Genomic DNA, 21,894 nt, shown 5'->3' on the forward strand with positions numbered 1-21,894 from the left:
CTGCTTGCTGTTCGTGCCCGGTCATCGGCCGCCAAGGGGCGAAGGCGACCGAGGAGAGGGCATCCGATGAGCGGTACGACACCACGGCTGGGGCTGAAGACTTTCGACCAGTCCGACCCCTTCCTGCGTGGCGACTTCAACGACAACAACGCGCGTCTGGACGCCTATCCGGGGCACTTCATCTGCACGTCGCAGTCGCGGCCCGCGTGGGGTCCGGCGCAGTCCGGGATGCGGATCTACGAGACGGACACGCGGCGGGAGCTGGAGTGGCGGGGGACGCAGTGGCGTGAGGTGCTGAGTGCGCCGCCGGTGTTCCCGGGGTACGCGCGGCCGAACATCACGCTGGGCCTGGACTCCCACGTCTACTACAAGCTGGGCACGTTCAACCTGAACCGGCCGGGGTCGCTGATGGTGAACCTGGCGGTCGAGGTCGCCGTCCAGTCGCTGTACACGATGAACCTCTACTTCCGCACGCAGATCGACGGCGCGGACGCGCTGCTGGGTGACGGCGGCTCCTACATCCGCGTGGAGCAGGTGCACACGTCGGGGTCCGGCTGGCAGAGGACGTACATGGTGCCGGTGATGGGCATGCGCTCGGTCAGCGCGGGCTCCCACAACTTCGGCATCCACATGTGGACCCAGCTGGGGTCGACGACGAAGACGGGGTCCGCGCGACTGGTGACGGCGCGCGGCACGGCGCTGCTCGTGAACTCGACGGACACCTGATGGCGGCCGACGAGTACACGGACCGGGCCTACGTTTCCCGGTACGGGGCGGCGGAGTTCGGGCTGCAGGTCATGCGTCAGGGCTCGCCGGGGGATGCGGACGGCCCGGTCACGGCGGCGCTGCTGCACGACGACGACGCGGCCACGCAGGTGTTCTCGCGGGCTGCGGACCATCCGGGGGCCGGGAAGTACTCGGTGCGTCTGTCGTCGAAGGAGACGGCCACTCCGGGCCCGTACGTGCTGGTGTGGACGTACACCGTGGGCGGGTCGGACGAGGAGTGGCGGGTCTGGCTGGAGGTCGGGAAGACCGCGCCGGAGTACGACGTCCTGGCGGACCCGATGAAGGGGATCATCGAGCAGACGTGGAACCGGTTCTCGGACCTGTTCGACTACGCCACCGAGGGCCCTCACCTACAGACCTACATCCAGTCGAACTTCGGGCGGAACCGGCTGGCGCAGCTGCTCAGGATCGCTGTCGGCCGCCTGAACACGATGGCGCAGCCGTACCAGACCTACACGATCGACGGTGACGGCGGGGCTTCTTTCCCGGTGGCCAAGTGGGGGTCGCTGCTGGAGTCGGCGCTGTACGTGGAGTGCCTGCGGCACCTGATCCGCTCGTACGTCGAGCAGCCGGAAGTGCAGTCGGGCTCGGGTGTGTCGCGGCTGGACCGGCGGGACTACAAGGACCGCTGGGAGGAGGTCCTGGCGGTCGAGGAGCCGGTGCTGAAGCAGCAGCTCGACGTTTTCAAGATCTCTCACCTGGGCCTGGGGACCGCCCGGGTTCTGGTGAGTGGGGGCGCCTATGGCAGATACGGCCCAACTCGCCTACCTTTGTCCGAAGCTGCGCGACCTAGGTGGCTTACTCGTTTCCATTGATTACTAGCCTGACCAGTGGATACCATTCCTCTGTGGCAGACAAGAAGATCAAAGGCGGGCGTCCTCCAGTCGAAGATCCAGTGGCCCACTTCTGGGCCCACGTGGACTCGTCGGGGGGCGCCGACGCATGCTGGCCGTGGACTCTCTCCGTCGTCAAGACGACTGGGTACGGCCAGTTCAACAACAGGGCGGCCGGACGCAATTCGTGCCACGTCTTCGCCTTCAAACTCGCCTATGGCCCTGTCCCTGACGGGCACGTCGTAGACCACACCTGCCACAACCGAGACACGACATGCCCTGGCGGCAAGACGTGTCTCCACCGGCGGTGTTGCAACCCCGCTCATCTTGAGGCCGTGGACTCGCATCGCGAGAACGCCCGTAGGGCCAATGAGCCCCGCAAGCGGGCGGAGTTCGCTGAGTGCTGCGCGAATGGCCACCCCTGGAAGCCGGACAACGAGAAGTGGGTGACCAGCACCAGCGGCTACCGGACTCGCCAGTGCCGGGCGTGCAATCGCGACCGGATGTACAAGAAGAGGACCGGTAGGGACCGCCCCGCACCCACTGACGTGTCGCTCTCCAGAGCAGGGTGCGAAACGTGCCGCCGGGGCCATAAGTACACGCCCGAGAACACGAAGTACGACTCGACCACAGGGAAGCGTCGCTGCCGCGCCTGCGAGCGGATCAACGACCAGAACGCCAAGGCTCGCGCAAGAGCAAGAAAGGCTGCTGCCAAGTAGCGGTTCAGCAACGCCAAGGGGTGACCGGAAGGAGCCCCCCTTTGGCTGCGAACAAGATGCCGCTGGGCAGTGCGGGCCAGACCCTCGCAGCGGGCCCCGTGTCGACGCTGATGCCAGGGGTGACCTACCAGGAACTCACCCAGGGGTACGCGTCGAACGTGTGGTCCGTGTGGGCCTGGCGTGTCGGCGGTCCTGAGACGTACGGCAATCAGGCGACCGCCCAGGCCCTGGTGACGGAGCTGAGCGGCCTGGGATTCGCCAGCCGTCTGGATACCCTCACCGCGTTCGCGGCTGCGGACACGGCGGGCGGCGTGATCGGCTACGCCGTCCGGGTGGGCAGTTTCGCCCCTCAGCAGATGAACGAGGCGGTCACGCTTCAGGCGTCGCTGGTCAGTGCGGGATACCAGGGCCGGGTGATCTACACGGCCGAGGACGGCGTTCCGTCGGAAGGACCCTGGGAGGTCCGGGTCGTACGTGTGGACGCCGACGCTAAGGTGCGGCTCAAGGCGGTCCACGGCGCGCAGGTCAGCACGTCGAAGACGGTGCGTTCCATGGCCGTCGCGAGCAGGGCTCTGGTCGCGGTCAACGGCGGCGAGTTCGACATCAAGACCATGGCCGGGCACTCCGGCTACGAGGTCCCGCAGGGCCTGTACGTGCAGGACAACACGCTGCTCAGCGCCGCCAACAACGGGCGGACCGCCTTGCTGCTGGAGGGCGTCGGGCAGCGGGTCCGGGTCACAGAGGCGTCCTCGTCCTTGCGTATCAAGACCGTTGACGGGGCCGAGAGGGCCGTGGACGGTATCAACCGGGTGCCCAGCCGTGTCCTGGGCTGCGGCGGCGTCGGCGGCGACACGCTTGTGGTCGACGGTGTTGCCACTCCCACGCTGAAGCCGTGGCGCAACCTGATCTGTACGGACCCCGACGAGGTCGTCATCTTCCGCCCGGAGTGGGGCGCCGCGACTCCTGCCCCCTGGCAGGGGGTGACCAACAGCGTCGATGTCGTCATGAACGGCAACTGGGTGGTGCAGGAGCTGCGTTCTCCGGCTGGCGGAGCCATCCCCACGGGCGGCCGGGTTCTGCAGGGGATCGGGACGGGCGCGGACTGGCTGCGGACGCACGCCAAGGTCGGGGAGATGGTCACGCCTACGGCGAGCATCACCGACGCGGCGGGGGCGGCGGTCACAAGTCCCACGCTGTCGGGTGTGGCCGGAGGCGGCCCGGCTCTGGTCCGGGGAGGAGCGAAGTCGGTCAACATCGGTGCGAACGGCATGACGTCCTTCACCGGTGCCCCAAACCTGTCGTCTGTCCAGCGGCATCCGCGCACTCTGGCCGGGGTGACCGCGTCCGGTCAGTTCCTGCTGGTGACGGTCGACGGCCGCAATCCAGGGCGCAGTGTGGGGCTCACCTGGTCGGAGGCTGCCGACCTGATGCTCTGGCTCGGCGCGACGGAGGCTGTCGGGCTGGGCAGCGGCGGGGACACCGCCATGGTCGTCAGTAACGCGCTGAGCAACAGCCCCAGAGACACCTGGAACACGCAGGACACGATCCCGTACGAGCGGTCGGTGGCCACGGCTGTCGTCGTCGTCCCTGACGATGTGCAGCCCGCCCCGGTCTCCACGATCCCGGCCGGAATCTCGGGCTGGGACGCACCGCTCAACGAAGCCCTGGTCGGCCTGCAGACGCAGATCAGCTACCTGACGGCGGCAACGGCTGCTGTGGTCGAGCAGCTCGGTGACGGGACCGGGCTGCCGCTGCAGAACGTCGCGGCCACCCCGGCCACCACGCCCACGGGCGGGGTCCTGTACGTCGAGGCCGGGGTGCTGAAGTACCGGGGCGGCAAGGGAACCGTCACAACTCTGGGACCAGCGTAAGGAGGAGCCATGTCCGGTTGCGCCCACGAAGGCCCTGCACCATCCCGGGAGTTCGACCTGACGAACATCGAGGCGAACCAGGTGGTCTGCACGCATCGCGTCTGCAGCCACGGCCAGACCGTCGTCTCCCTCTACGAGGCCGAGAAGTTCCGCATCCTGCACATCTGCCCCACCACCTGACAAGGAGTCACCCATGGCGTACACCGTCACACTCAAGGCCGGTCTGCAGGACGTCGTACTGCCGAACGGCAGCCGATACCAGGGAGAGGACGTCGTCGTGCTCAGCGACGAGCACTACGGCGTCATCCCGGCCTCCACCCGGGCGGCCGTCTTCTCCGCCGAGGCTGTCGTCCCGGTCCCGGCTCCGGCGGCCTGATGAGCACCGTCCGGGGCGAGTACGTCCGCTCGAAGCAGTCCTGGGCCGTCGACCAGGAACGGCTCAGGCACAGCCAGGCCCTGCACATGCTGGGTGAGAACGTCATGTTCTGCCTGCTGTGGACGGCGCGGGACTACGAGAACCAGTTGGTCGGTCTGTGCACGGTGTGCGCCAGCGACCGTATCTCGAAGGCGTACGGGCAGGCGTCGCGGAACAAGTGCCCGTCCTGCTTCGGCACCCGCTTCGAGGGCGGCTACCGGGCGCTGATCGTGCGCCCGGCCATCTTCACGGACGCCGACGACTCCCAGTCCTTCACCGCGCGCGGCGTCGTCACCCCGCAGGAGGTCCACCTGGAGACGACCAGCGACTTCCGGGTGCACAGCGGCGACTACGCGATGCGCGCCACGGGCGAGCGCCTGCAGCTGCGCGTGCCGCAGCGGACCACGCTGCGCACCGGCTTCGGTACGCCGTACCAGCGTGAGGCCGCCACGGCGTACAACCTGGCGCGCGCGGCCGTCGAGGACGAGGACTCGGTGGCCTACCTGATTCCTCCGGCCACTGAGCCGCTGATCGAGATCCTGTCCCGGACCGGGCACACGCCGCCGTCGTTCGATGACGTGGAAATAATTCGCGCTCCGCTGATCCCGCTGTACGAGCAAGACTGACCTCGCCCGCCAAGACCACCACCCAGGGGTACCGCCATGCCCGATAAGATCCTGCCACCCGACGAGACCACGCCGTTCACCATCCGTAACGACGTCACTGTCGAGCTGGTCAAGCACGACGCGGCCGACTCCGACGTGGCCACTGCCGCCCGTGTATCCACCGTCGGAGAGAGCCACGAGCGGATCGTTGACCTGGCCAAGGACTCCGGCCTGATCAACTACCTCATGCGGGACCGGCACGGCAGCCCGTTCGAGCACAACTCGATGACCTTCTTCGTCAGCGCCCCGATCTTCGTCTTCCGCGAGATGATGCGCCACAGGGTCGGCTGGTCGTACAACGAGGAGTCCGGCCGATACAAGGAGCTGGAGCCGGTCTTCTACGTGCCCGCATCGGACCGCAAGCTGGTCCAACAAGGGCGCCCTGGAAAGTACGAGTTCGTCGAGGGCACCGACGAGCAGATGAACCTCACCAGGAACCTACTGGCGAGGAGCGCGCTGGAGTCATACGAGGTCTACCAGACCCTCCTGGAACAGGGCATCGCCCGCGAGGTGGCCCGCACGGTCCTGCCGCTGAACATCTACTCGTCGCTGTACGCCACCTGCAACGCGCGCTCGCTGATGCACTTCCTCGGGCTGCGCACGACGCACCCGGACGCCAAGGTGCCCTCCTTCCCGCAGCGGGAGATCGAGATGGTCGGCGAGAAGATGGAGGCGGAGTGGGCCCGGCTCATGCCGCTCACCTACGCTGCCTTCAACGCCAACGGCCGCGTCGCACCGTAGCCAGGCGCACAGCAGCCCGCCACCAGTCCAGACGGTGGCGGGCTGCTGTGCGCTCAGGCGGGCCCAGGGACGAAGATCTCGTGCCCGCCGACCCGGCGCCAGACGACGTGCGGCTCACCTTCCCGGACCATCGGCCCGAACTGCCAGGTGGCCCGGCCGTCGGGGGCCCAGGTCATTTCCATGATGGGACTCTCGCCCGCAGGGATGTTGACTCCCTGTACGGGCTTGACCCGGAGGCCGGGCCGGAACTGCCCTACCGCAACATCCGGAACGAACTTGTTCTGAATGATGTCCTCGAAGCGCTTCTTGTCCTCGGGGCTGAGCCTCTTGAAGTCGCGCTTGAAGTGGGCAGCGGTCTCGAACGTTGGCAATAGGGCCTCCGGATGCTAGGGGTCAGTCGTCTGCGTTGAGGTGCGCGAACATGTCGTCGGCACTCTCGTGGACGGTGGTGCGTCCGGCCGCGATGTCCTCGCTTGCCTGGCGCTCCCCCTCCTGCCACTCCTTGGTCCAGAACCAGGTCTGGTCGGAGCGGATCTTCTTCAGTCCGTGGACCTCGACGACACCTGCGTCGCTGACCTCGAACTCAAGCTCATCTCCTGGGGAGACCCCCAGTGCCTCACGCACGCGTACAGGCAGCGTCAGCTGGCCCTTTTCACGCACGCGAGTCCTGGACGTAGCCGTAGCCATGGATGTCCTCCCACTGTCACCTTCCATGTTTCCGTGCTACCAAGCTACCCCAGAACTAGTAACTATCAAACTCTCCTACATTCCAACTTTCTCACATTCTACCATCGTCCTTAGTAGTCACCGGGGCTGTCCGCGCCTCCTCCGCCGCCCTCAAGGGGTGAACAGAGGAGGCACGCGTGCAGGCCGAGGTCCCCGAGGTCCACCTGGTCGCCACCCCCGACCGGATGATCATGATCGAGAAGGGCCTGTCCCCGAAGCGGGCCCAGGCCGCCGCCCGGGAGGCGGTGCGGCAGGCCCGGCGCCGGATGCCGAAGATGAGCGGCGCGGCGGCGCGCGGGATGCAGCCGATCTACGGCAAGGGGTACTTCGGGATCTCGTGGGCGACGCAGGTGGTCTGGTACCAGGACCACGGCACGAAGGCCTTCACCATGCGGAACCTGGCTGGCAAGACGATCCCCATGTGGATCGACGACCCGACGGGCCAGGAGCGGCGGGACAACCCGAAGGCGAAGACCCGGGTCACGGAGTCCGGCAAGGTGCAGGTGCTGATCTTCCGGCGGGCGGCGAAGATCGGGCAGCGCAAGAAGGTCTACCGGCGGGACCCGAAGACGGGCCTGAAGGTCGTCGTCTCCGACACCCCCGCGCACTACCCGGGCGCCCCGGGCCGGATCGGGTGGCGTGAGGCGAAGCAGCCGTGGACGCGGCCGGGCAAGCGCCCTGGAGCCATCCACCCCGGGAACATCGGCGTCTGGTGGCGGCACCCGGGCCTGAAGCCGCGCTCGTTCCTGAACACCTCCATGACCCTGGCAGCGCAGAAGCACGGCCTGCTGGCCGGGCGGGTCTACGTGGCAGACAAGGGGTGGAGAAACTACGTACGCTTGCACGGCGAGGAGTTCAAATGACACTGGTCTGGTCGGAGATCAACAAGTTGGGTAAGTGGGCGCCGGTCGACTCCGAGGAGCACATCGACCCCTCGGAACTGAATGTGGGTCACGCGTATGACCGGCTGGACGACAGGCACGTGCGCAGGCTGACCGACTCGATCAGCCAGCACGGCTACAGTCCGGAGCAGCACGGCCAGCTTGGGCTGAACATCACCGACCACGGCGAGAACATCTACCACCACGCCGACGGCTCGGAGACGCATCCCGAGGACCATCTGCACCATGCCCACTTGCTGAAGGCGTTGCAGAACATGGGTCACGGCCCGGTGCCGGTGCACCTCCACGACCAGGCGTCCGACCCCGAGGGTGAGCCCGCGCCGAGGTACTGGCATGGCACCACGGTCAAGGACTTGGAGCAGGTACATCCGAACCACGGGACCAAGGGCAACTTCGGCAACAACCTCGGCGTCCACGAGCCCGGCTACGCGTACGCCACCAGCCGGAGAAGCGCGGAGCACTACGCCGACCAGGCCGCGTTGACCCACGGCGGGCGCCCTCGCGTCTACGAAGTCCACCCCAACGGCCCGGTCGAGAAGGACCCGCAGTACGACGGCAACGGCAACCACCGGGGCAACAACGACGACGACGTCCGGTCCCGGCACGGCTTCACCGTGGTCGGTGAAGAGGACCTCGGACATCATGACAAAGACGACGACTGGCACTGACTCCGGGACAGCGGTCCATGCAGCCCTTCATCAGTGACTCTTTGCCCGGAGCCTGATGTCGAACTGCATGGACCATTTGTGAGAGAGCGCCTCACACTTATAGGACGGCTGTCGGGGCGAAAGTACTTACTCTCTCCCCGGATCTTCTTCTGACACAGAGGGCCTGTCCGCCCCTCCTGCCGCGCCCTCAAGGGGTGACGGAGGAGGGGCGTACGTGTACATCACCAGGGTCAAGGCGCTCGCGGTCGAGGCGCTGCAGGCGGTGTTCGACGACCAGTACCCCGTGACGGAGTTCCGGGGGCTGCGGTGCTCGCTGGAGTACCCGGTCGAGCAGATCCGGCTGCCGCAGGTGTGGGTGCGCTACTCGGACACGGGCCCGCTGAAGCAGGCCGGTGTGAAGCACACTGAGGACGTCGACCCGGTGACCGGCGGCCGGACGCACCCGTACACGCGCTTCAAATTCGAGGGGTCCTGGGAGTTCGTCATCGTCGCGCTGTCGAGCGTCGAGCGGGACCGGGTCTACGACGAGCTGATCGCGACGATCGCGTTCTCCGGGTTCGACACGGTGCGCAGCCGGTTCAGGGTCTACCTGGAGGCCAACGACCTGATCGACCTGACGCTGCGCACGGACGAGATCGAGTCGACCGGGGAGTCGGCCGAGCCGGGGACGCCGTGGGGCACGGACGAGGTGCTGTACGAGCGGACGCTGGCCGTGGACCTGATTGGGGACTTCGCGGCCGACCCGGAGACCGGTGTCATCGTGCCGCTGTCGAAGATCCAGATCACGCCCACGGTCGACCTCACCCTGGACAACGAGGCGCGCGGCGAGGGCTTCGACGTCTGGCACTAGGGCCAGAAAGTGCGCACGTTGTCGGCCAGTTCGCGCTTGAGGGCCGGGTTGACGATGGAGACGATCATCTCGACGTCCAGCTGGCCGACGGCGGGCCAGAGGAGTTCCCGGGCCTTGGAGTACTTCTCGGCGAGGCGCTGTCGCTTGTCCTCGGGAAGCTGGGCGGCACGGTCGGGACGGCTGTTGTGCGCGTTGTCGGCGACCTTGACCAGGGCGGCGGAGCGCTGCTTGGTGATGCGCCGGATCTTCTCCTCGTAGGGCACGCCGGGCTGGTTGGTGACGGCCTCGACGATGCGGACGACATGCTCGGGAACTCCGGCCTTCACGAGGGCCTCGGCCGTCCAGTCCGTGTCCTCAATGATGTCGTGGAGCAGTCCTGCCCGCTCCAGGTCCTTGCCGAACGGCGCGAGCCCTTCGGCCACGGCCTCGACGTGCTCGATGTACGGGACGCCGATCTTGTCGGCCTGGCCTGCGTGGGCGTCTCGGGCGAGGCGGTAGGTCTGAATGACGGTCAGCTCCATGGGGCCAATCCCACCACGAACTCCTACTGGAACTACTAGTTGACCTACTAATTTCTCCCAGATTAGTAGTTCGTGCGGTCTCGCTGTCCGTCGGCCTGCTGTCGCCCTCAAGGGGTGACAACTGGCCGACGCGACTGGTGGGTGGCATGCCCGATATCTCTTCTGCGACGTACACGCCGCCTGGCGTCTACGTCTCCGACGAATCGACTCCTACGGTCACCCCGCGTTCGGTGTCGACCTCGACCGTGACGCTGATCGGGCCCGCGCTGGGCTACGAGACGTTCTCCGAGGTGGTGACGGTCTACTCCGGCTCGGCGACGCCGCTGACGCAGAAGGGCGTCTACACGACGGCGGTGGTGGGGCCGCCCGCGATCGCGGCGCCGGTCGTCACGTCCCTGGCGGGCGTGGTGATGGAGTACAGCACCGACTACACCTTCGAGGTCGTGGCCGGGTCCGGCGGCGCGCCGACGGCGATCACGCAGATCCGGCGACTGTCTGCGGACGAGGGCGACCTGACGCAGCCCAGTCCGAAGGGGCTGAAGGACGGCGACCAGGTCCGGGTCACGTACGCCTTCACGTCGGCGACGTACTACGAGCCGACGGTCTTCGAGGACTTCGACCAGGTGGTGGCCACGTACGGCCCATCGCTGGTATCGGTCGCGCCGACGGACCCGACGGCCTCGCAGGTGGCGTCGCCGCTGACGCTGGCGGCGAAGATCGCCCTGGAGAACGGCGCGTCGAGCGTGCTGTGCGTGGCGACGGACCCGACGGCCGGGGACTTCCAGGCGCAGCTGAAGGCGGCGTACAAGAAGCTGGAGACGGACTACCGGGCTCAGCTCCTGGTGCCGCTGCTCGTGGACGGTGCGTACGACGCCCACACGCCGACGAACGTGGCGAACCTGCTGACGGACGTGAAGCTGCATTGCGAGACGGCGGCGGCCGAGGGCTACGGCCGGATCGCCTTCACGGGCGTGGCGACCACGTACGACAACACGACCGGGCACGACCAGCTGGCGGTCCAGCAGAGCAGCAAGCGTCTCGCGCTGGTGTATCCGAACCGGCTGCTGGCGTTCAACTCGGCGGTCAACGCCTCCACCGAGATCGACGGGTTCTACCTGGCGGCCGCGATGGCCGGACGGCTGGCCCGCAACCCCGTCGCGCGCGGGCTGACGAACCAGTCGCTGACGTCGTTCACCGGCCTGCCCGCGACGATCGCCCAGGGCATGACCCGGACGTTCAAGAACAACCTGTCGAAGTCCGGCGTGGCGGTGGCGGAGATCAACCAGGCGTCGCAGCTGATCGTGCGGCACGGGGTGTCGACGCTGATGACGTCGGTGCTCACGCAGGAGATCTCGATGACCCGGGTCGGCGACACCCTGCTGCAGATGCTGCAGACGGGCATGCAGAACTCGGGGCTGATCGGTGAGCCGATCACGACGGAGATGACAATCAGCGTGAAGTCGTCGCTGATCGGTCTGCTGGAGCAGGCGGTGTCGGACGAGGTGATCGTCTCGTACGCCAACGTGCAGGTGCGGCAGCTGTCGGCGGACCCGTCGATCATCGAGGGGACGTTCTCGTACAAGCCGCCGATCCCGATGAACTACATCGTGATCAAGTTCGCGGTCGACCTGTCGACCGGCGACACGACCACGGAGGCGACGGAGGAGGCGGCCTGAGCCCGCGCGGCAGGCGTCGTGACGGGCCCCTGCCGCGCTTTATGGAGGACCCCTGGTGTGAGGGCGCCGGGGGTCCTCTGCTGTCAGTCCTTCAGGAGTCCGATCCGGGTGAACAGCTCGCGGTCGGCCAGGACCGCCGCACGGTCGGCGTAGTTCGCCGGGCGGCTGCGGGACCGCTTCCTGGCGACGTCGGCGAGGATGGCGAGGATGGCAGCACTGCCCTCGTCTGGAGCCTCGTCGTGCACCGCCTTGGCACGTTGATAGGCCGCTTCCAGACGTCTGCCTTCTTCCGACGGGACTCCTGGAAAGTGCTCGACGGCGCCCCAGGACCTCGCTGCCAGGTCTTGTGCTCTGACCATGGTTGTACGCATGGCCTCACGGTAGCGCGGCCCGCTGCTGTCCGTCGCCGCCCATCCCGCCCCAGTGGGTGAGACCTACGGATGGGGTGGTGAGCGTGCCTGCAGGAAAGGTCCGCGTAACTGGAAGTGGATATTCCACTTTCGTCTATGCCGGTAAGCCGATCGCGTTCCTCAACTCGGTGGAGGACGCCGGGCAGCGCGCCTGGTCGGACAAGGGCCAGCCCTACGCATTCATCCAGCCCCTCGGCGCGCGGACGCCGGTGGAGATCGCGACGTCCCGGGTTCTCGGTGGCGCCACCCTGCAGCTCACGATCCAGGAGCTGTGGAACCAGGCGCACTGGGAGCAGATGGCCGGGATGGCCGGGACCAACAACATCGTCGAGATTTTCGACCGGCTGTCCCGGACGGCGAACTACGTCACCGCGCAGACGATCATCAAGCCGCCGGGCACCGAGTCCAACCCCTCGCGCTGGCGCGGCAAGATCTACCACAACGTCACGATCGTCGACATCATGGACGGCGACACCCTGACGGTCGGCGGCCTGGACGTCGCCAAGCCCGTGGTCTGCGCGTACACCCACTCCACCCGCCTGCGCTGACCAGGAGCACGACGATGACGGACACCACCTACGGCACCTACGACCCCGCCGACCGGCCGGGCCGCAAGGCCACCACGCCGGAGCCGTCGGCCCCGCTGAAGGGCGCGGACGGCACGGACCTGCCGTCCTTCGACCAGGGCTACGCCGAGCCCTTCAAGGGCCTCACCTACCTGGGCGCGCTGACCAAGGAGTTCTCCTGGCTCGGCCACACCTTCGTCATCCGCACCCTGGGCCTGGACGACCAGCTCGCGATCGCCCAGGTCGCGGCGAAGTACAAGGACGGCGGCGAGCAGCTCGCGTACACCACGGCGGTCGTCGCGATGTGCGTGGACTCGGTCGACGGCGAGTCGCTGCCGTCCCCGTACGGCGAGGACCAGGACCTGGCCGAGTGGGCGCACCGGCGGTTCGGGTACGTCAAGGCGAACTGGTACCAGCCGACGATCAACCGCGTCTGGCAGGAGTACCTGGAGCTGGAGGACAAGGTGGCCGAGGTCGTCGAGGCCATGGGAAAAGCCTTCGGCCCGGCCGCGTAGACCCGTGGCTGGAACGCCATCTGCGGATCGCTGAGCGGCGGGGCCTGCTCTCGGGGCGGCGCCTGTCCAGGGTGCAGCAGTTCGGCCTGGAGCTGCTCATCCTCGCGGACGGCTGGGCCGCCGGTGAGGACCAGGAGGAGCGGCTGCGGCTGGCGCTCGTCTCGGCCGGTCGCGACCCGCTGGAGGTTATCGAGCGGGAGCCGGACTCCGACGACGACTTCGATCCGGCGGCCGACGAGGACAGGGACTTCGACTACTCCGCCGTCGACTGGCAGAGCGATGCGTCTGCAGACGACTGGGAGCGCATGCAGGAGGTCCTGTCCTCCTCGCGGGTCACGGTGTCTGGGGCCGGGCGCGCGGGTGCTGACGCCCCGCCGGTGCCGGACATGAGCGACGGATTCGATCGGGAGTGGCAGTAATGGCGACGCCTCCGCCGCCCTCTGGGGACGGCAGCGCACCGCAGGGGCTCACGGGCTCCCTGCAGCGGCTGGTCATGCAGCTGCAGGCGCTCATGCACCAGAACCAGAGCCAGCAGAACCTGCCGTCGAGCGCGGCGACCGCGTTGCGTCAGGCCCGCCAGAACATCCTGAGCCCGCAGGCGCTCCTGGGCGGTCAGGTGCCGCCTGCGGTGGCCCCGACCGGGCAGTGGCTGCAGCAGCAGGCGGCGTCCTTCCTGAGCCAGGTCATCCTCGGCCAGCCCCAGCACCGGAGCGGCAACCCCGCTGGCCAGCCTCCGGCGCCGTCCGGGCCGACCTCTCCAGCCCCCGCGCCGGGTCCTCCGGCTGTTCCGCCGCCCGTTCCCGGCATGCCGTATCCGTACCCGTACGGCATGCCCTATGGCTCTCCCTACGGCACCCCGTACGGGCCCACGCCGTACAACGGTCCCCAGCCCGGCCCGTACCCGGGGCCGATCGTCGCGCCCTCGCACCCTGGCGGAGGCGGAGGTGGCTCATCGACCGGCGCGGGGTCCTGGACGCGGGCCATGCTGCCCGCCGTCGGCAGGCTGGCGTTCGGTCCGTGGGGCGCTGTGGCGGGCACCGCGCTGTCGGCCGCGACCCAGATCCCGGCCGAGATCCGTTCCCAGCGCGATAAGAACGCCTACTACCAGTCCATCGAGGGCGGCTCGAACGTTGACGGCTTCGCCGAGCGGGCTCACGAGGAGCTGTACCGCTGGTCGACGCCGATGGTGTTCTCGTCGGAGGAGGCCCGGAAGGCGTTCAAGGGCGTGACCAAGCTGGGCTACAACTCCAAGGTCGAGGACGGCATCGGCCGCCAGGACGCGCTGAACTTCCTGTACCACGGCAAGACCCGGCGCGGGCAGACTGTGGACGAGGGCCTGCAGCAGCTCCAGGTCAACTCGAAGAACGCCCTGGGCAGCCTCAACGACCTCAACGACGCCCTGAACGCAGTCTCCGACAGCGCGGGCAAGGCCGGGATCAACGCTCAGATGCAGCGCGCCGAGTTCACCCAGCTCATGAACACGGCCATCAAGAACGGCTACGGCTCCTCCGCGACCGACGTGGCCTCGGCCGAGCAGCAGATCAAGATCGGGTACGGGCGGTCGTTCCAGGACGTGGATGTCTCCCAGCGTCTGGGCCTGAACCGGGCCTATATGGCCTCCTCCACGACCGGCATGAGCGTGTCCGACTACCTGACGGCCGGGGTGACGGGGAAGCTCGCGGCCGACGCGAAGCTGGACCAGACGATCGCCCGGACCGTGCTGAAGGCGGGCGTCGAGGCGTGGATCAAGGAGGAGATCTCCAAGGCGGGCGGCGCGGGCAACCTCTCCGAGGACGTTGTCCAGCAGATCGCCGAGGAGATGATCCGGAAGTTCTACCCGAACGACTCTCCGGCGCTCGCGCAGGCCGTCGCGACGCTCTCCGGTCTCCCGGACCTGGGCAGCGACCCGGTGAAGGCGGCCATGTGGCTGGTGCAGCAGTACAACGAGAAGGGCGCCGCCGCACAGTCGGAGAAGACGTCGGCCGAGGACAAGAAGAAGCAGAAGGAGACCAGCAAGAAGAACCAGGTCGCCACCGGCGTCGGCGAGCTGATGCGGGCGCCGCAGAACGACCGGGGGCCGGGCGCTGGCAAGAACGCGCTCGGCGGCGACCTGGACCGCGAGCACGAGGGCGGCTTCCTCGGCTTCGGCGGCCACAACTCCGACGCCTACAACGCCTACCAGGCCTGGCACGACAAGAAGGGTGGCCAGGAGGACCCGGTCATCTACCACCTGCTGAACAAGATCAAGGGCGACAACGACTCGAAGGTCGCTGTGTCGACAAAGGACGGCAAGAAGGTCATCCCGCTGGCCGACGCGATCAAGCGACACCGCAACGAGCTGGCGTCCGGCAAGGCCGTCGTCGTCGAGGGCGACCAGGCGGGCAAGACCGTCGAGGAGATCGTCGGTAAGGACAAGGTCGACCCGCTGCGGGACTTCTCCAAGGAGGCCAAGGCCACGGAGAAGGAGGGCGAGTCGTACGCCCAGTGGGAGAAGAAGCACACCGAGAAGGACAAGAAGGGCCGGGAGAAGCTGGAGATCACGCTGTCGGCGGAGGCCCGGCGTCTGCTGACCGTCATGGACTCCACGGGTGTCAGCGGCTCGGCCGCGACCGCGCAGCCTCCGCTGAGCCCGTGGCCGTCGAACCCCAGCTACCAGGAGTAGGCCATGGCGCTGGCATCCCTGGGCTTCGCCGGAGGCCCCCAGGTGACCTTCCGGATCAACCCCGACTCGATCGACTGGGGATTCGACATCCACACCACCGTCACGCAGACGGTCGGCGGCCGGGTCGTGCACGTCACCGGTGCGACCCTGCGCGACATCACGGTGGCCGGGCACCTCGGCGAGAACCGCAAGGCGGGACCGTCTCCCGACGGGAACACGGACCACGCCGGGGTCAGCTGGCGCCTGCACGAGGCGTTCGTCGCCAAGTGCCGGGCCATCATGGACTACCAGTCCAGGGACTCCCGGACCCTGGGGAAGATGCACGCCCCGGCCGTCTTCAACTACCCGCCGCACAACTGGCGCTGGAAGGTCTACCTGACCGAGGTCGCCGACCTCGACGGCCAGGCCAGCATCGAGCACCGGACGGGCAAGTTCTCCCACGGCTACCGCATCCAGCTGTTCATCGTGCAGGCCGGAAGCGACTCGCTGGTCAAGGCGGGCTCGTCGAACAATGCGGTCGACGCCGCGCAGGAGAAGGCGATCTCCTCGTACATCGCCCGCATCAGCGAGGGCATCGGCTGGAAGCAGACCGAGTACAACGGCGGCCTCATCGACGGAAAGCCCGGCGAGGAGACCGACAAGGGGCAGGAGGAGTAGATGGCGAACCAGTGGGGCTCCGACGTACCCGTGTCCATGCCGCAGCCGCTCCCAGGCGACCTGAAGGGCATCGTGGACATGGGCGGCTTCACCATGACCGTGGACGGCCTCTTCCCGGACCTGTCGGCCGCCGACCACGAGCGGCTGGCCACGCCCACCTACGCGCCCTTCAACCCGCTGGACCGGCGCGTGGAGACCGTCCCCGACCCCGAGGAGGACGAGTCGTGGCAGACGGACGCAAGGGCCTGAACTGCACCCTCACCTACCCCCGGGGCGGCGCCAACCAGGTCTTCCGGGCCCGGGTCGACGCCGTCGGCCACGGCATGGTGATGGTCGCCGACAGCTCCAGCGGCCGGAACTCCCGCGCCTACTACCCGCACCGCGCGACCCCGTCCCGCTTCTACCTGCGGGTCCTGCTCAAGGGGTACAGCGAGCGGAAGGCGTTCGCCGACTGGATGCAGCGCTACGCCGACTACGTCATGGACCCGGGCCTGCCCGCAGGAGACCGGTTCCCCGACATGCGAGTCCTGATCCCGGCGCGGAACTTCGACCGCGAGGGCGTGCCGCTGACGGGCTTCGAGTGGGGCGACCAGATCGGCGCGATGCTCTGGACGCCGACCATCACCTTCGAGACCACCCGCGAGCCGCAGGACACCGAGAAGTGGGCCGCCAGCTCGTTCGTGGCGGCCGAGGACCCCGACATGAAGTACTTCTGGCCGATGGGCACCCAGCTCGGCGGCAACGCGGTGCCCTCCGGGAACTACCAGAACATCATCGATGGCAGCGACGGCGGCTCCGACCCGGGCCAGACACCGCCGAACATCGGGATGAACGAGGGCACCCTGCCGAGCGAGCGGTACGACTACGGGGAATGAGCGAAGCCGCCCCCTGAGTCTCTGGCCGGAGCGCGGGAGCGGCTTCTCTTCCAACAACGCGACCAGCTGGGCCGGTCCTGGGGGCAAGGCTACGGGGTCTCGTACTGGTCTGTCAGCAGAATGACGCGGGGCCAGGCTCCCGGTCTGCCCCGGGTCACCTGGCCCCACTTGCAGCCGCCCACGGCAGCTGCCTCTGCTCTCATGGTAGCGGCCCGCCCTACGTTCTTCGGCACGGGCGGGCCGCTCAGCCGGACGAAGGCCGACTCCCAACGACGGGAAGCGCCCTCAGCGTAGCGGGGCTCGTGTCTCCTCGTCCGCCATTCGCCCCAAGGGGCGGAGGTGGTCCTGATTCCGAACTTCGTGAGTGCGCCGGGCGTGAAGGTCTACATCGCGACGGAGAAGCACGGGATCATCGACGTCTCCGACGACCTGGTCGACGGTGAGCTGGTCCGTCGCTCCGACGGCGTCTCCACGTTCCGGTTCGCCCTGCAGAACGCGCGCCGGAAGTACGACGGGGTGCTCACGCCGAACGACCGCATCAGCGTGCAGATGAAGCGGCTGAAGTGGGTCCAGGTCTTCACCGGCTACCTCAACAAAGTGCCGCTGGTGACCGCGTGGCCGCGCGTCGTCCACGTGACCGCCTCGTGCAGCCTCAAGCGCCTGCAGTACTGGTTCTGGGACTCTCACGCCGAGGCCTCGCAGGCCATGGTCCGCCAGGCCCTCTCGGACGCGGCCAAGGACAACACCATCTCCGACGGCGGCATGACCAACGTCGTCCTGACGATCCTGAAGAAGGTCGTCGGCTGGCCGGAGTCGAAGGTGCACATCGCCCGGATCCCCGGGAACTGGTACTCGGTCATCGAGGCCCTGGCCAAGCAGATCAACGCCGAGCTGGACGAGGCCGACGAGGTCGCGCGGACCCTCCTCGAATCGCTGGGCACCGCGTCCGTGGGAGCGGGGGGCGCCGACGCGTCCGCCCTGACGGGGACGTACGGCGGGTTCAACAGCTCCGAGCAGAAGTCGAACGCGGCGACGATCTACTCCGTCGGCAAGCAGCGCGGGGCGTCGACCCGGGACTGCATCATCGCGATCATGACGGCGATGCAGGAGTCCGGCCTGAACAACCTCACCCACGGCGACCGGGACTCCGTCGGCCTGTTCCAGCAGCGCCCGAGCCAGGGCTGGGGCACCCGGGAGCAGATCATGAACCCCGAGTACGCGGCGGGGAAGTTCTACGAGACACTCTTCAAGCTCAAGGGCCGCGACCGGCTGGAGATGTGGGAGGTCTGCCAGAAGGTCCAGCGCTCTGCCTTCCCCCGCGCGTACGAGAAGCATGAGAAGCCCGCGACCGCGATGGTCCGCGACCTGGAGAAGGGCGGCGGGTCGAAGGACGCCCTTGACTCGAAGCCGCAGGGCACCATCAGCGGTGTGGCCCTCGCGCAGCTCGCGGTGAACTTCTGCAAGAAGTACCCGTCGATCCCGTACACCCAGCAGTACGGCGGCACCCAGATGAGCATCCTGAAGGCCGAGCCGCCGCCCGGCCTGGACTGCTCCAGCTTCATCCAGGCCATGTACCTGCGCGGGCTGGGGGCGCTGTACAACGTGCCGCGCGTCGCCTCCGCCCAGTACGCCTTCTGCAAAAAAATCTCGGTCAAGACGGCTCTGGACACGCCGGGCGCGCTCCTCTTCAAGGGCTCCAGCCCGAGCGGGATCCACCACGTCGAGATGAGCCTGGGCAACGGCAAGGACACGATCGGCGCGCACAGCAGGCGGGCCAACCCGAACGTCGGTGTCGGTCCGACCCTGCCTGCCTCGTACTGGGACTACGGCGGCTTCCTGCCGCGCATCTCCTACACCACCGGCGCGGGCGGGGTCATCTTCGGGGAGAACGACGGCGGCACCGAGATCCCGGAGCCGACCGACCCGGGCGTCGAGCTGGTCACCGGCGCCGACGCGCCCGGCTACAACCCGGACGACCCCTTCGACAAGATGTTCGGCGACAACGCGTGGCTGCCGATCAGCACCGCCGAGAACGACCCGAACTACTTCATCGCGCAGGCCCTGGTCGGTCCGCGCGCGCTCCTCAACGACCAGCCGCTGCTGCCGTACCTGAAGAACCTCTTCAACTCGACGATGCGCTCGTTCTGCTCGGCCCCGAACGGCGACCTGATCGCCTGGTACCCGGACTACTACGGGATGTGGGGCACGGCCGCGAAGATGGTGATCGAGCCGATCGAGGTCCAGGACTTCGAGGTGTCCTGGAGCGACGACTACATGGTCACGCACCAGTTCGCCGTGACGGCACCGCTGGGCGGCAACCTCTTCGACCCGGCGACCGGCACGGTGCAGAGTTCCGTCGGCGAGAGCTACCTGGCCCAGGCCGCCATCCTCACCAGCGGTGTGGTGACGATCGACTTCCCGGGCGTGTGGAAGGCCCTCTTCGGGATGGACATGTCCGAGAAGGAGGCGGAGGAGTACGCGAACTGGATCAAGCAGCGGTTCGGCGCCCGGCCGGACTACCAGCAGCTGCCCGGCCTGGTCGGCCCGAAGGCCCAGTTCTTCTCCGCCATCTTCCTGTTCCTGCGCCAGTTCGCCTACCAGTACAGCGCGTCGATCCCGCTGACGTGGATGCCGGAGGTGTGGCCGGGGATGCTGCTGCAGTTCCCCGCCTTCAACTTCCAGGCGTACGTGACGACGGTGACGCACTCCTTCAAGTTCGGCGAGAGCGGCTACTTCAACACCTCGGTCCAGGTGGCCGCTCCGGCCCGGCTCACGGGCGGCAAGAAGCTCCTCGGCCTGCCGATGGCGGGAGGCAACTGATGATGCCGATGCGCGGCCCCGGCAACGCGGCCTCCTACGGCCTGGGCTGGACCATCAAGCAGGTCAAGGTGAAGGAGATCCTCCCCGAGAAGCGGATGGCCATCTGCATCGACACCGAGGGCCAGTACCTGGAGGCCACCACGGCCATCCACCGCACCGGCATCGAGCTGGAGGTCGGCCAGACCTGGGTCGTCGACCGGACCTACGGGGTCTGGTCCTTCGCCGCGAGGCTGGAGTTCGGGGCATAAGGAGGGGCGGCCGAATTCTGTGACATGCATGTCACAGTTTCCGACCGCCCCAGATCTGTGACATGCATGTCACAGAATCAGGTCAGCCTCCGAGCAGCCCTTCGGCCTCGGCCACCCGCTTCTTCATCTCGTCCACGTACTCCTGCGCGGACTGCCGGTCGCCGACCTTCACCAGCTCCTTGAGCAGCCCCAAGTCGATCTTTCCTGCGGCGCGGGCCTCCCTGAGGCGTTCCGAGACGGGGCGCGGCTGGCGTCCTTCAATCGCCTTTGGCTCCTGAGCAGCGAGAGCAGTAGCGTCCATGAGGCGACGCAGGCTCTTCACGGCTCCCACGGTCACTGGCCCCTTGGCTGCCAACTCGACGTATTTCTCCCGCAGGAGGGCCGGGTCGTCCTTGCCCAGGGTGTAGAGCTGCTCCACGACCAGCTGGGCCAGAGGAGACTCAACAAGGCCTTCGAGTGCCGAGTAGACGACGTGATGCCGAATCGCGCGGTAGTAGATGTGCCGCTCGAACCCGATGGACTTGGCGAACTTCTCGACGGACTTGTGACCGCCCGCCTTGTAGCTCCCCTTCTTCTGGACCTCGGAGAACCAGCGCCCCGTGATGATCCAGTAGTTGGCCTCCAGCCGGGCAAACCTGTCTCCGGCTGCCTCACCGACCTTGCGGATCTGACGTTCCGCATAGGCAAGGTGCTGAAGGTCACTGATGTCCTTCGGCGCCGGAACGTACGTGAAGGGGTCCTCCGGCTCGGGATCGTGCACGATACCTTCGATCGGCGCCGGAGCAGCCGGGTTGGGCACCTGGGGCTCCTCGGCCGTGGCACCTGTTCCGGCGGTTTCGGAAGGCGCCTCTTCTCCACGCCGGGCGACCGGCTTTCCTGCGGCTCTGCGGGCGGCTGCGGCCTGGGCTCCCCGGCCGCCGAACTTGGCTGCGGCGGGACTCTTCCCGCCGCTCTTGGCTGCGGTACTCACGCGACCTCGTCCTCCTCTTCGATGATGCCCTTCATGGCGTGACGGACCAGAAGTCCCCACTCCTCCAGATCGCCCCTCTTCGGCATAACGTTCCAGGACCGACCGTGGTGGGGGGCCTTGCTGATGTCGAAGTAGGGGTCGAGGAAGGGCGGAGGCACGAAGTCCTCGTCCTCGTCACTGAGGTCCTCCGCCATCGCCTCACGCTCCTCCTCGGCGAGGGTGGAGGTGAAATCACACCTCGTGAAGAAGTTGTAGACCGAGAGGCCCTCCTGGTTGAGGATCGCCGCGCTGGCGGCCGTCTGCAGGGTCGCCTGAATGCGGTCGGTCTCCCACCCAGACGGCGCGCTGGGCATGAGCAGCAGGCGTGCCTGCGCGCACAGGTCGATGAAGGTCTCCTTGTCGCCTCCTCCGAGGTCGACAATGACCACGTCGTGCTTCTCCCGGAGCGGCCGGAGTCGCTTCTTCAGGGAGATGGCATCCGGCCCCGTGGAAGGGTGCACCACCAGCTTGAACGGGATCTTGTCGCCCATCCTCTTGTGCATGGCGTACCAGCGGGCGATGGACTGCGAGTTGTCGTCGGTGTCGACCACGACCACGTCGAGGCCCAGCACCAGGGAGAAGTAGAGGGCGAGGTAGAGCACAGTGGTGCTCTTGCCAGTGCCGCCCTTCAAGATTCCGACGCCGATGACGAAGCCTCGGCGGGTCTTCACCCACTTCACGATGGCCTGGATGGGGGCGATGAGTCGGCGCAGTTCCTTCTCACTGTCCGGCTTGTGTCTCCAGTTGGACATGTTTTCA

General features: G+C 67.6%; 27 protein-coding genes. 21 read left to right on the forward strand and 6 right to left on the reverse strand.

Going from position 1 to position 21,894, the window contains the following annotated elements; genetic code table 11:
- The first annotated feature begins 66 nt into the window (after nt 1-66).
- The 8 genes from BZZ08_RS08305 (at nt 67) to thyX (ending at nt 6,030) form a co-directional block, all read left to right on the forward strand.
- A complete protein-coding gene (locus BZZ08_RS08305) occupies nt 67-726 on the forward strand; it encodes a hypothetical protein (protein WP_104631506.1) in 660 nt (219 codons plus the stop codon).
- Nucleotides 726-1,601 (forward strand): hypothetical protein, encoded by an 876-nt coding sequence (locus BZZ08_RS08310; protein WP_104631507.1) that lies wholly within the window; start codon nt 726-728, stop codon nt 1,599-1,601. The genes BZZ08_RS08305 and BZZ08_RS08310 overlap by 1 nt, the downstream gene beginning before the upstream one ends.
- 101 nt (nt 1,602-1,702) lie before the next feature.
- Nucleotides 1,703-2,338, forward strand: coding sequence for an HNH endonuclease signature motif containing protein (locus BZZ08_RS40090; protein ID WP_446750243.1), 636 nt, complete (start codon nt 1,703-1,705; stop codon nt 2,336-2,338).
- A gap of 41 nt (nt 2,339-2,379) precedes the next feature.
- Nucleotides 2,380-4,209, forward strand: a complete 1,830-nt coding sequence (locus BZZ08_RS08320; protein ID WP_133169163.1) for a phosphodiester glycosidase family protein — start codon at nt 2,380-2,382, stop codon at nt 4,207-4,209.
- Nucleotides 4,210-4,218: 9 nt separating this feature from the next.
- A complete protein-coding gene (locus tag BZZ08_RS38780; RefSeq protein ID WP_157953323.1) occupies nt 4,219-4,389 on the forward strand; it encodes a hypothetical protein in 171 nt (56 codons plus the stop codon).
- A 13-nt stretch (nt 4,390-4,402) separates the two neighbouring features.
- Nucleotides 4,403-4,585 (forward strand): hypothetical protein, encoded by a 183-nt coding sequence (locus tag BZZ08_RS08325; protein ID WP_104631510.1) that lies wholly within the window; start codon nt 4,403-4,405, stop codon nt 4,583-4,585.
- Nucleotides 4,585-5,250 (forward strand): hypothetical protein, encoded by a 666-nt coding sequence (locus BZZ08_RS08330; RefSeq protein ID WP_104631511.1) that lies wholly within the window; start codon nt 4,585-4,587, stop codon nt 5,248-5,250. Before BZZ08_RS08325 ends, BZZ08_RS08330 begins: the two co-directional genes overlap by 1 nt.
- A 36-nt stretch (nt 5,251-5,286) precedes the next feature.
- The gene (thyX, locus tag BZZ08_RS08335) at nt 5,287-6,030 is read left to right on the forward strand and encodes an FAD-dependent thymidylate synthase (RefSeq protein ID WP_104631512.1); all 744 of its coding nucleotides are present in this window, start codon (nt 5,287-5,289) and stop codon (nt 6,028-6,030) included.
- Between the two features lie 53 nt (nt 6,031-6,083).
- On the opposite strand, the gene BZZ08_RS08340 is transcribed toward thyX, so the two are convergent.
- Complete coding sequence (locus BZZ08_RS08340; RefSeq protein WP_198601363.1) at nt 6,084-6,401, reverse strand: hypothetical protein; 318 nt, start codon at nt 6,399-6,401, stop codon at nt 6,084-6,086.
- 22 nt (nt 6,402-6,423) lie between these two features.
- Nucleotides 6,424-6,744, reverse strand: coding sequence for an AbrB/MazE/SpoVT family DNA-binding domain-containing protein (locus tag BZZ08_RS08345; RefSeq protein WP_342210971.1), 321 nt, complete (start codon nt 6,742-6,744; stop codon nt 6,424-6,426).
- A 149-nt stretch (nt 6,745-6,893) separates the two neighbouring features.
- Between BZZ08_RS08345 and BZZ08_RS08350 the strand changes: the two genes are divergently transcribed.
- The 3 genes from BZZ08_RS08350 to BZZ08_RS08360 all read left to right on the forward strand — a co-directional run bounded on the left by BZZ08_RS08350 (nt 6,894) and on the right by BZZ08_RS08360 (nt 9,176).
- On the forward strand, nt 6,894-7,619 hold the full coding sequence (locus BZZ08_RS08350; protein WP_104631514.1) for a hypothetical protein: 726 nt from the start codon (nt 6,894-6,896) through the stop codon (nt 7,617-7,619).
- Nucleotides 7,616-8,326, forward strand: a complete 711-nt coding sequence (locus BZZ08_RS08355; RefSeq protein WP_104631515.1) for an NAD(+)--rifampin ADP-ribosyltransferase — start codon at nt 7,616-7,618, stop codon at nt 8,324-8,326. Before BZZ08_RS08350 ends, BZZ08_RS08355 begins: the two co-directional genes overlap by 4 nt.
- 214 nt (nt 8,327-8,540) lie before the next feature.
- A complete protein-coding gene (locus BZZ08_RS08360; RefSeq protein WP_104631516.1) occupies nt 8,541-9,176 on the forward strand; it encodes a hypothetical protein in 636 nt (211 codons plus the stop codon).
- Here BZZ08_RS08360 and BZZ08_RS08365 read toward each other — a convergent pair.
- Complete coding sequence (locus BZZ08_RS08365; RefSeq protein WP_104631517.1) at nt 9,173-9,697, reverse strand: HD domain-containing protein; 525 nt, start codon at nt 9,695-9,697, stop codon at nt 9,173-9,175. The two genes, BZZ08_RS08360 and BZZ08_RS08365, sit on opposite strands and share 4 nt — an antisense overlap.
- 230 nt (nt 9,698-9,927) lie before the next feature.
- On the opposite strand from BZZ08_RS08365, the gene BZZ08_RS08370 reads away from it, so the two are divergent.
- On the forward strand, nt 9,928-11,373 hold the full coding sequence (locus BZZ08_RS08370; RefSeq protein ID WP_157953324.1) for a hypothetical protein: 1,446 nt from the start codon (nt 9,928-9,930) through the stop codon (nt 11,371-11,373).
- Nucleotides 11,374-11,456: 83 nt separating this feature from the next.
- Here the strand turns inward: BZZ08_RS08370 and BZZ08_RS38565 are convergent, their stop codons facing one another.
- Nucleotides 11,457-11,744: a hypothetical protein gene (locus BZZ08_RS38565; RefSeq protein ID WP_133169164.1), complete on the reverse strand. Its 288-nt coding sequence runs from the start codon at nt 11,742-11,744 to the stop codon at nt 11,457-11,459.
- 167 nt (nt 11,745-11,911) lie between these two features.
- Here BZZ08_RS38565 and BZZ08_RS08375 point away from each other — a divergent pair, with 167 nt between their 5' ends.
- The 9 genes from BZZ08_RS08375 to BZZ08_RS08415 all read left to right on the forward strand — a co-directional run bounded on the left by BZZ08_RS08375 (nt 11,912) and on the right by BZZ08_RS08415 (nt 20,126).
- On the forward strand, nt 11,912-12,331 hold the full coding sequence (locus BZZ08_RS08375; RefSeq protein ID WP_104631519.1) for a hypothetical protein: 420 nt from the start codon (nt 11,912-11,914) through the stop codon (nt 12,329-12,331).
- A gap of 14 nt (nt 12,332-12,345) precedes the next feature.
- A complete protein-coding gene (locus BZZ08_RS08380) occupies nt 12,346-12,864 on the forward strand; it encodes a hypothetical protein (protein ID WP_104631520.1) in 519 nt (172 codons plus the stop codon).
- A 71-nt stretch (nt 12,865-12,935) separates the two neighbouring features.
- Nucleotides 12,936-13,283: a hypothetical protein gene (locus BZZ08_RS08385; protein WP_104631521.1), complete on the forward strand. Its 348-nt coding sequence runs from the start codon at nt 12,936-12,938 to the stop codon at nt 13,281-13,283.
- Nucleotides 13,283-15,526, forward strand: coding sequence for a hypothetical protein (locus BZZ08_RS08390; RefSeq protein ID WP_133169165.1), 2,244 nt, complete (start codon nt 13,283-13,285; stop codon nt 15,524-15,526). The genes BZZ08_RS08385 and BZZ08_RS08390 overlap by 1 nt, the downstream gene beginning before the upstream one ends.
- Before the next feature lie 3 nt (nt 15,527-15,529).
- Entirely contained in the window at nt 15,530-16,183 is a 654-nt protein-coding gene (locus tag BZZ08_RS08395) for a hypothetical protein (RefSeq protein WP_104631523.1), read from the forward strand.
- Nucleotides 16,184-16,432, forward strand: a complete 249-nt coding sequence (locus BZZ08_RS08400) for a hypothetical protein (protein WP_104631524.1) — start codon at nt 16,184-16,186, stop codon at nt 16,430-16,432.
- On the forward strand, nt 16,408-17,058 hold the full coding sequence (locus tag BZZ08_RS08405; RefSeq protein WP_104631525.1) for a hypothetical protein: 651 nt from the start codon (nt 16,408-16,410) through the stop codon (nt 17,056-17,058). Before BZZ08_RS08400 ends, BZZ08_RS08405 begins: the two co-directional genes overlap by 25 nt.
- A 339-nt stretch (nt 17,059-17,397) precedes the next feature.
- Complete coding sequence (locus tag BZZ08_RS08410) at nt 17,398-19,878, forward strand: C40 family peptidase (RefSeq protein ID WP_104631526.1); 2,481 nt, start codon at nt 17,398-17,400, stop codon at nt 19,876-19,878.
- A complete protein-coding gene (locus BZZ08_RS08415; RefSeq protein WP_104631527.1) occupies nt 19,878-20,126 on the forward strand; it encodes a hypothetical protein in 249 nt (82 codons plus the stop codon). The genes BZZ08_RS08410 and BZZ08_RS08415 overlap by 1 nt, the downstream gene beginning before the upstream one ends.
- Before the next feature lie 82 nt (nt 20,127-20,208).
- On the opposite strand, the gene BZZ08_RS08420 is transcribed toward BZZ08_RS08415, so the two are convergent.
- Both BZZ08_RS08420 and BZZ08_RS08425 read right to left on the reverse strand, forming a co-directional pair.
- Entirely contained in the window at nt 20,209-21,096 is an 888-nt protein-coding gene (locus BZZ08_RS08420; RefSeq protein WP_133169166.1) for a hypothetical protein, read from the reverse strand.
- The gene (locus tag BZZ08_RS08425; protein ID WP_104631529.1) at nt 21,093-21,887 is read right to left on the reverse strand and encodes a division plane positioning ATPase MipZ; all 795 of its coding nucleotides are present in this window, start codon (nt 21,885-21,887) and stop codon (nt 21,093-21,095) included. Before BZZ08_RS08425 ends, BZZ08_RS08420 begins: the two co-directional genes overlap by 4 nt.
- Nucleotides 21,888-21,894 lie beyond the last annotated feature (7 nt).

This window comes from Streptomyces sp. MH60 (genome assembly GCF_002939385.1).
Taxonomy (GTDB): domain Bacteria; phylum Actinomycetota; class Actinomycetes; order Streptomycetales; family Streptomycetaceae; genus Streptomyces.

Coding starts and splice junctions, on each gene's coding strand:
- BZZ08_RS08305 (WP_104631506.1), top strand. CDS start 67: ATGAGCGGTACGACACCACGGCTGGGGCTGAAGACTTTCGACCAGTCC.
- BZZ08_RS08310 (WP_104631507.1), top strand. CDS start 726: ATGGCGGCCGACGAGTACACGGACCGGGCCTACGTTTCCCGGTACGGG.
- BZZ08_RS38780 (WP_157953323.1), top strand. CDS start 4,219: ATGTCCGGTTGCGCCCACGAAGGCCCTGCACCATCCCGGGAGTTCGAC.
- BZZ08_RS08325 (WP_104631510.1), top strand. CDS start 4,403: ATGGCGTACACCGTCACACTCAAGGCCGGTCTGCAGGACGTCGTACTG.
- BZZ08_RS08330 (WP_104631511.1), top strand. CDS start 4,585: ATGAGCACCGTCCGGGGCGAGTACGTCCGCTCGAAGCAGTCCTGGGCC.
- thyX (WP_104631512.1), top strand. CDS start 5,287: ATGCCCGATAAGATCCTGCCACCCGACGAGACCACGCCGTTCACCATC.
- BZZ08_RS08345 (WP_342210971.1), bottom strand. CDS start 6,744: ATGGAAGGTGACAGTGGGAGGACATCCATGGCTACGGCTACGTCCAGG.
- BZZ08_RS08355 (WP_104631515.1), top strand. CDS start 7,616: ATGACACTGGTCTGGTCGGAGATCAACAAGTTGGGTAAGTGGGCGCCG.
- BZZ08_RS08365 (WP_104631517.1), bottom strand. CDS start 9,697: ATGGAGCTGACCGTCATTCAGACCTACCGCCTCGCCCGAGACGCCCAC.
- BZZ08_RS38565 (WP_133169164.1), bottom strand. CDS start 11,744: ATGCGTACAACCATGGTCAGAGCACAAGACCTGGCAGCGAGGTCCTGG.
- BZZ08_RS08380 (WP_104631520.1), top strand. CDS start 12,346: ATGACGGACACCACCTACGGCACCTACGACCCCGCCGACCGGCCGGGC.
- BZZ08_RS08390 (WP_133169165.1), top strand. CDS start 13,283: ATGGCGACGCCTCCGCCGCCCTCTGGGGACGGCAGCGCACCGCAGGGG.
- BZZ08_RS08395 (WP_104631523.1), top strand. CDS start 15,530: ATGGCGCTGGCATCCCTGGGCTTCGCCGGAGGCCCCCAGGTGACCTTC.
- BZZ08_RS08400 (WP_104631524.1), top strand. CDS start 16,184: ATGGCGAACCAGTGGGGCTCCGACGTACCCGTGTCCATGCCGCAGCCG.
- BZZ08_RS08415 (WP_104631527.1), top strand. CDS start 19,878: ATGATGCCGATGCGCGGCCCCGGCAACGCGGCCTCCTACGGCCTGGGC.
- BZZ08_RS08425 (WP_104631529.1), bottom strand. CDS start 21,887: ATGTCCAACTGGAGACACAAGCCGGACAGTGAGAAGGAACTGCGCCGA.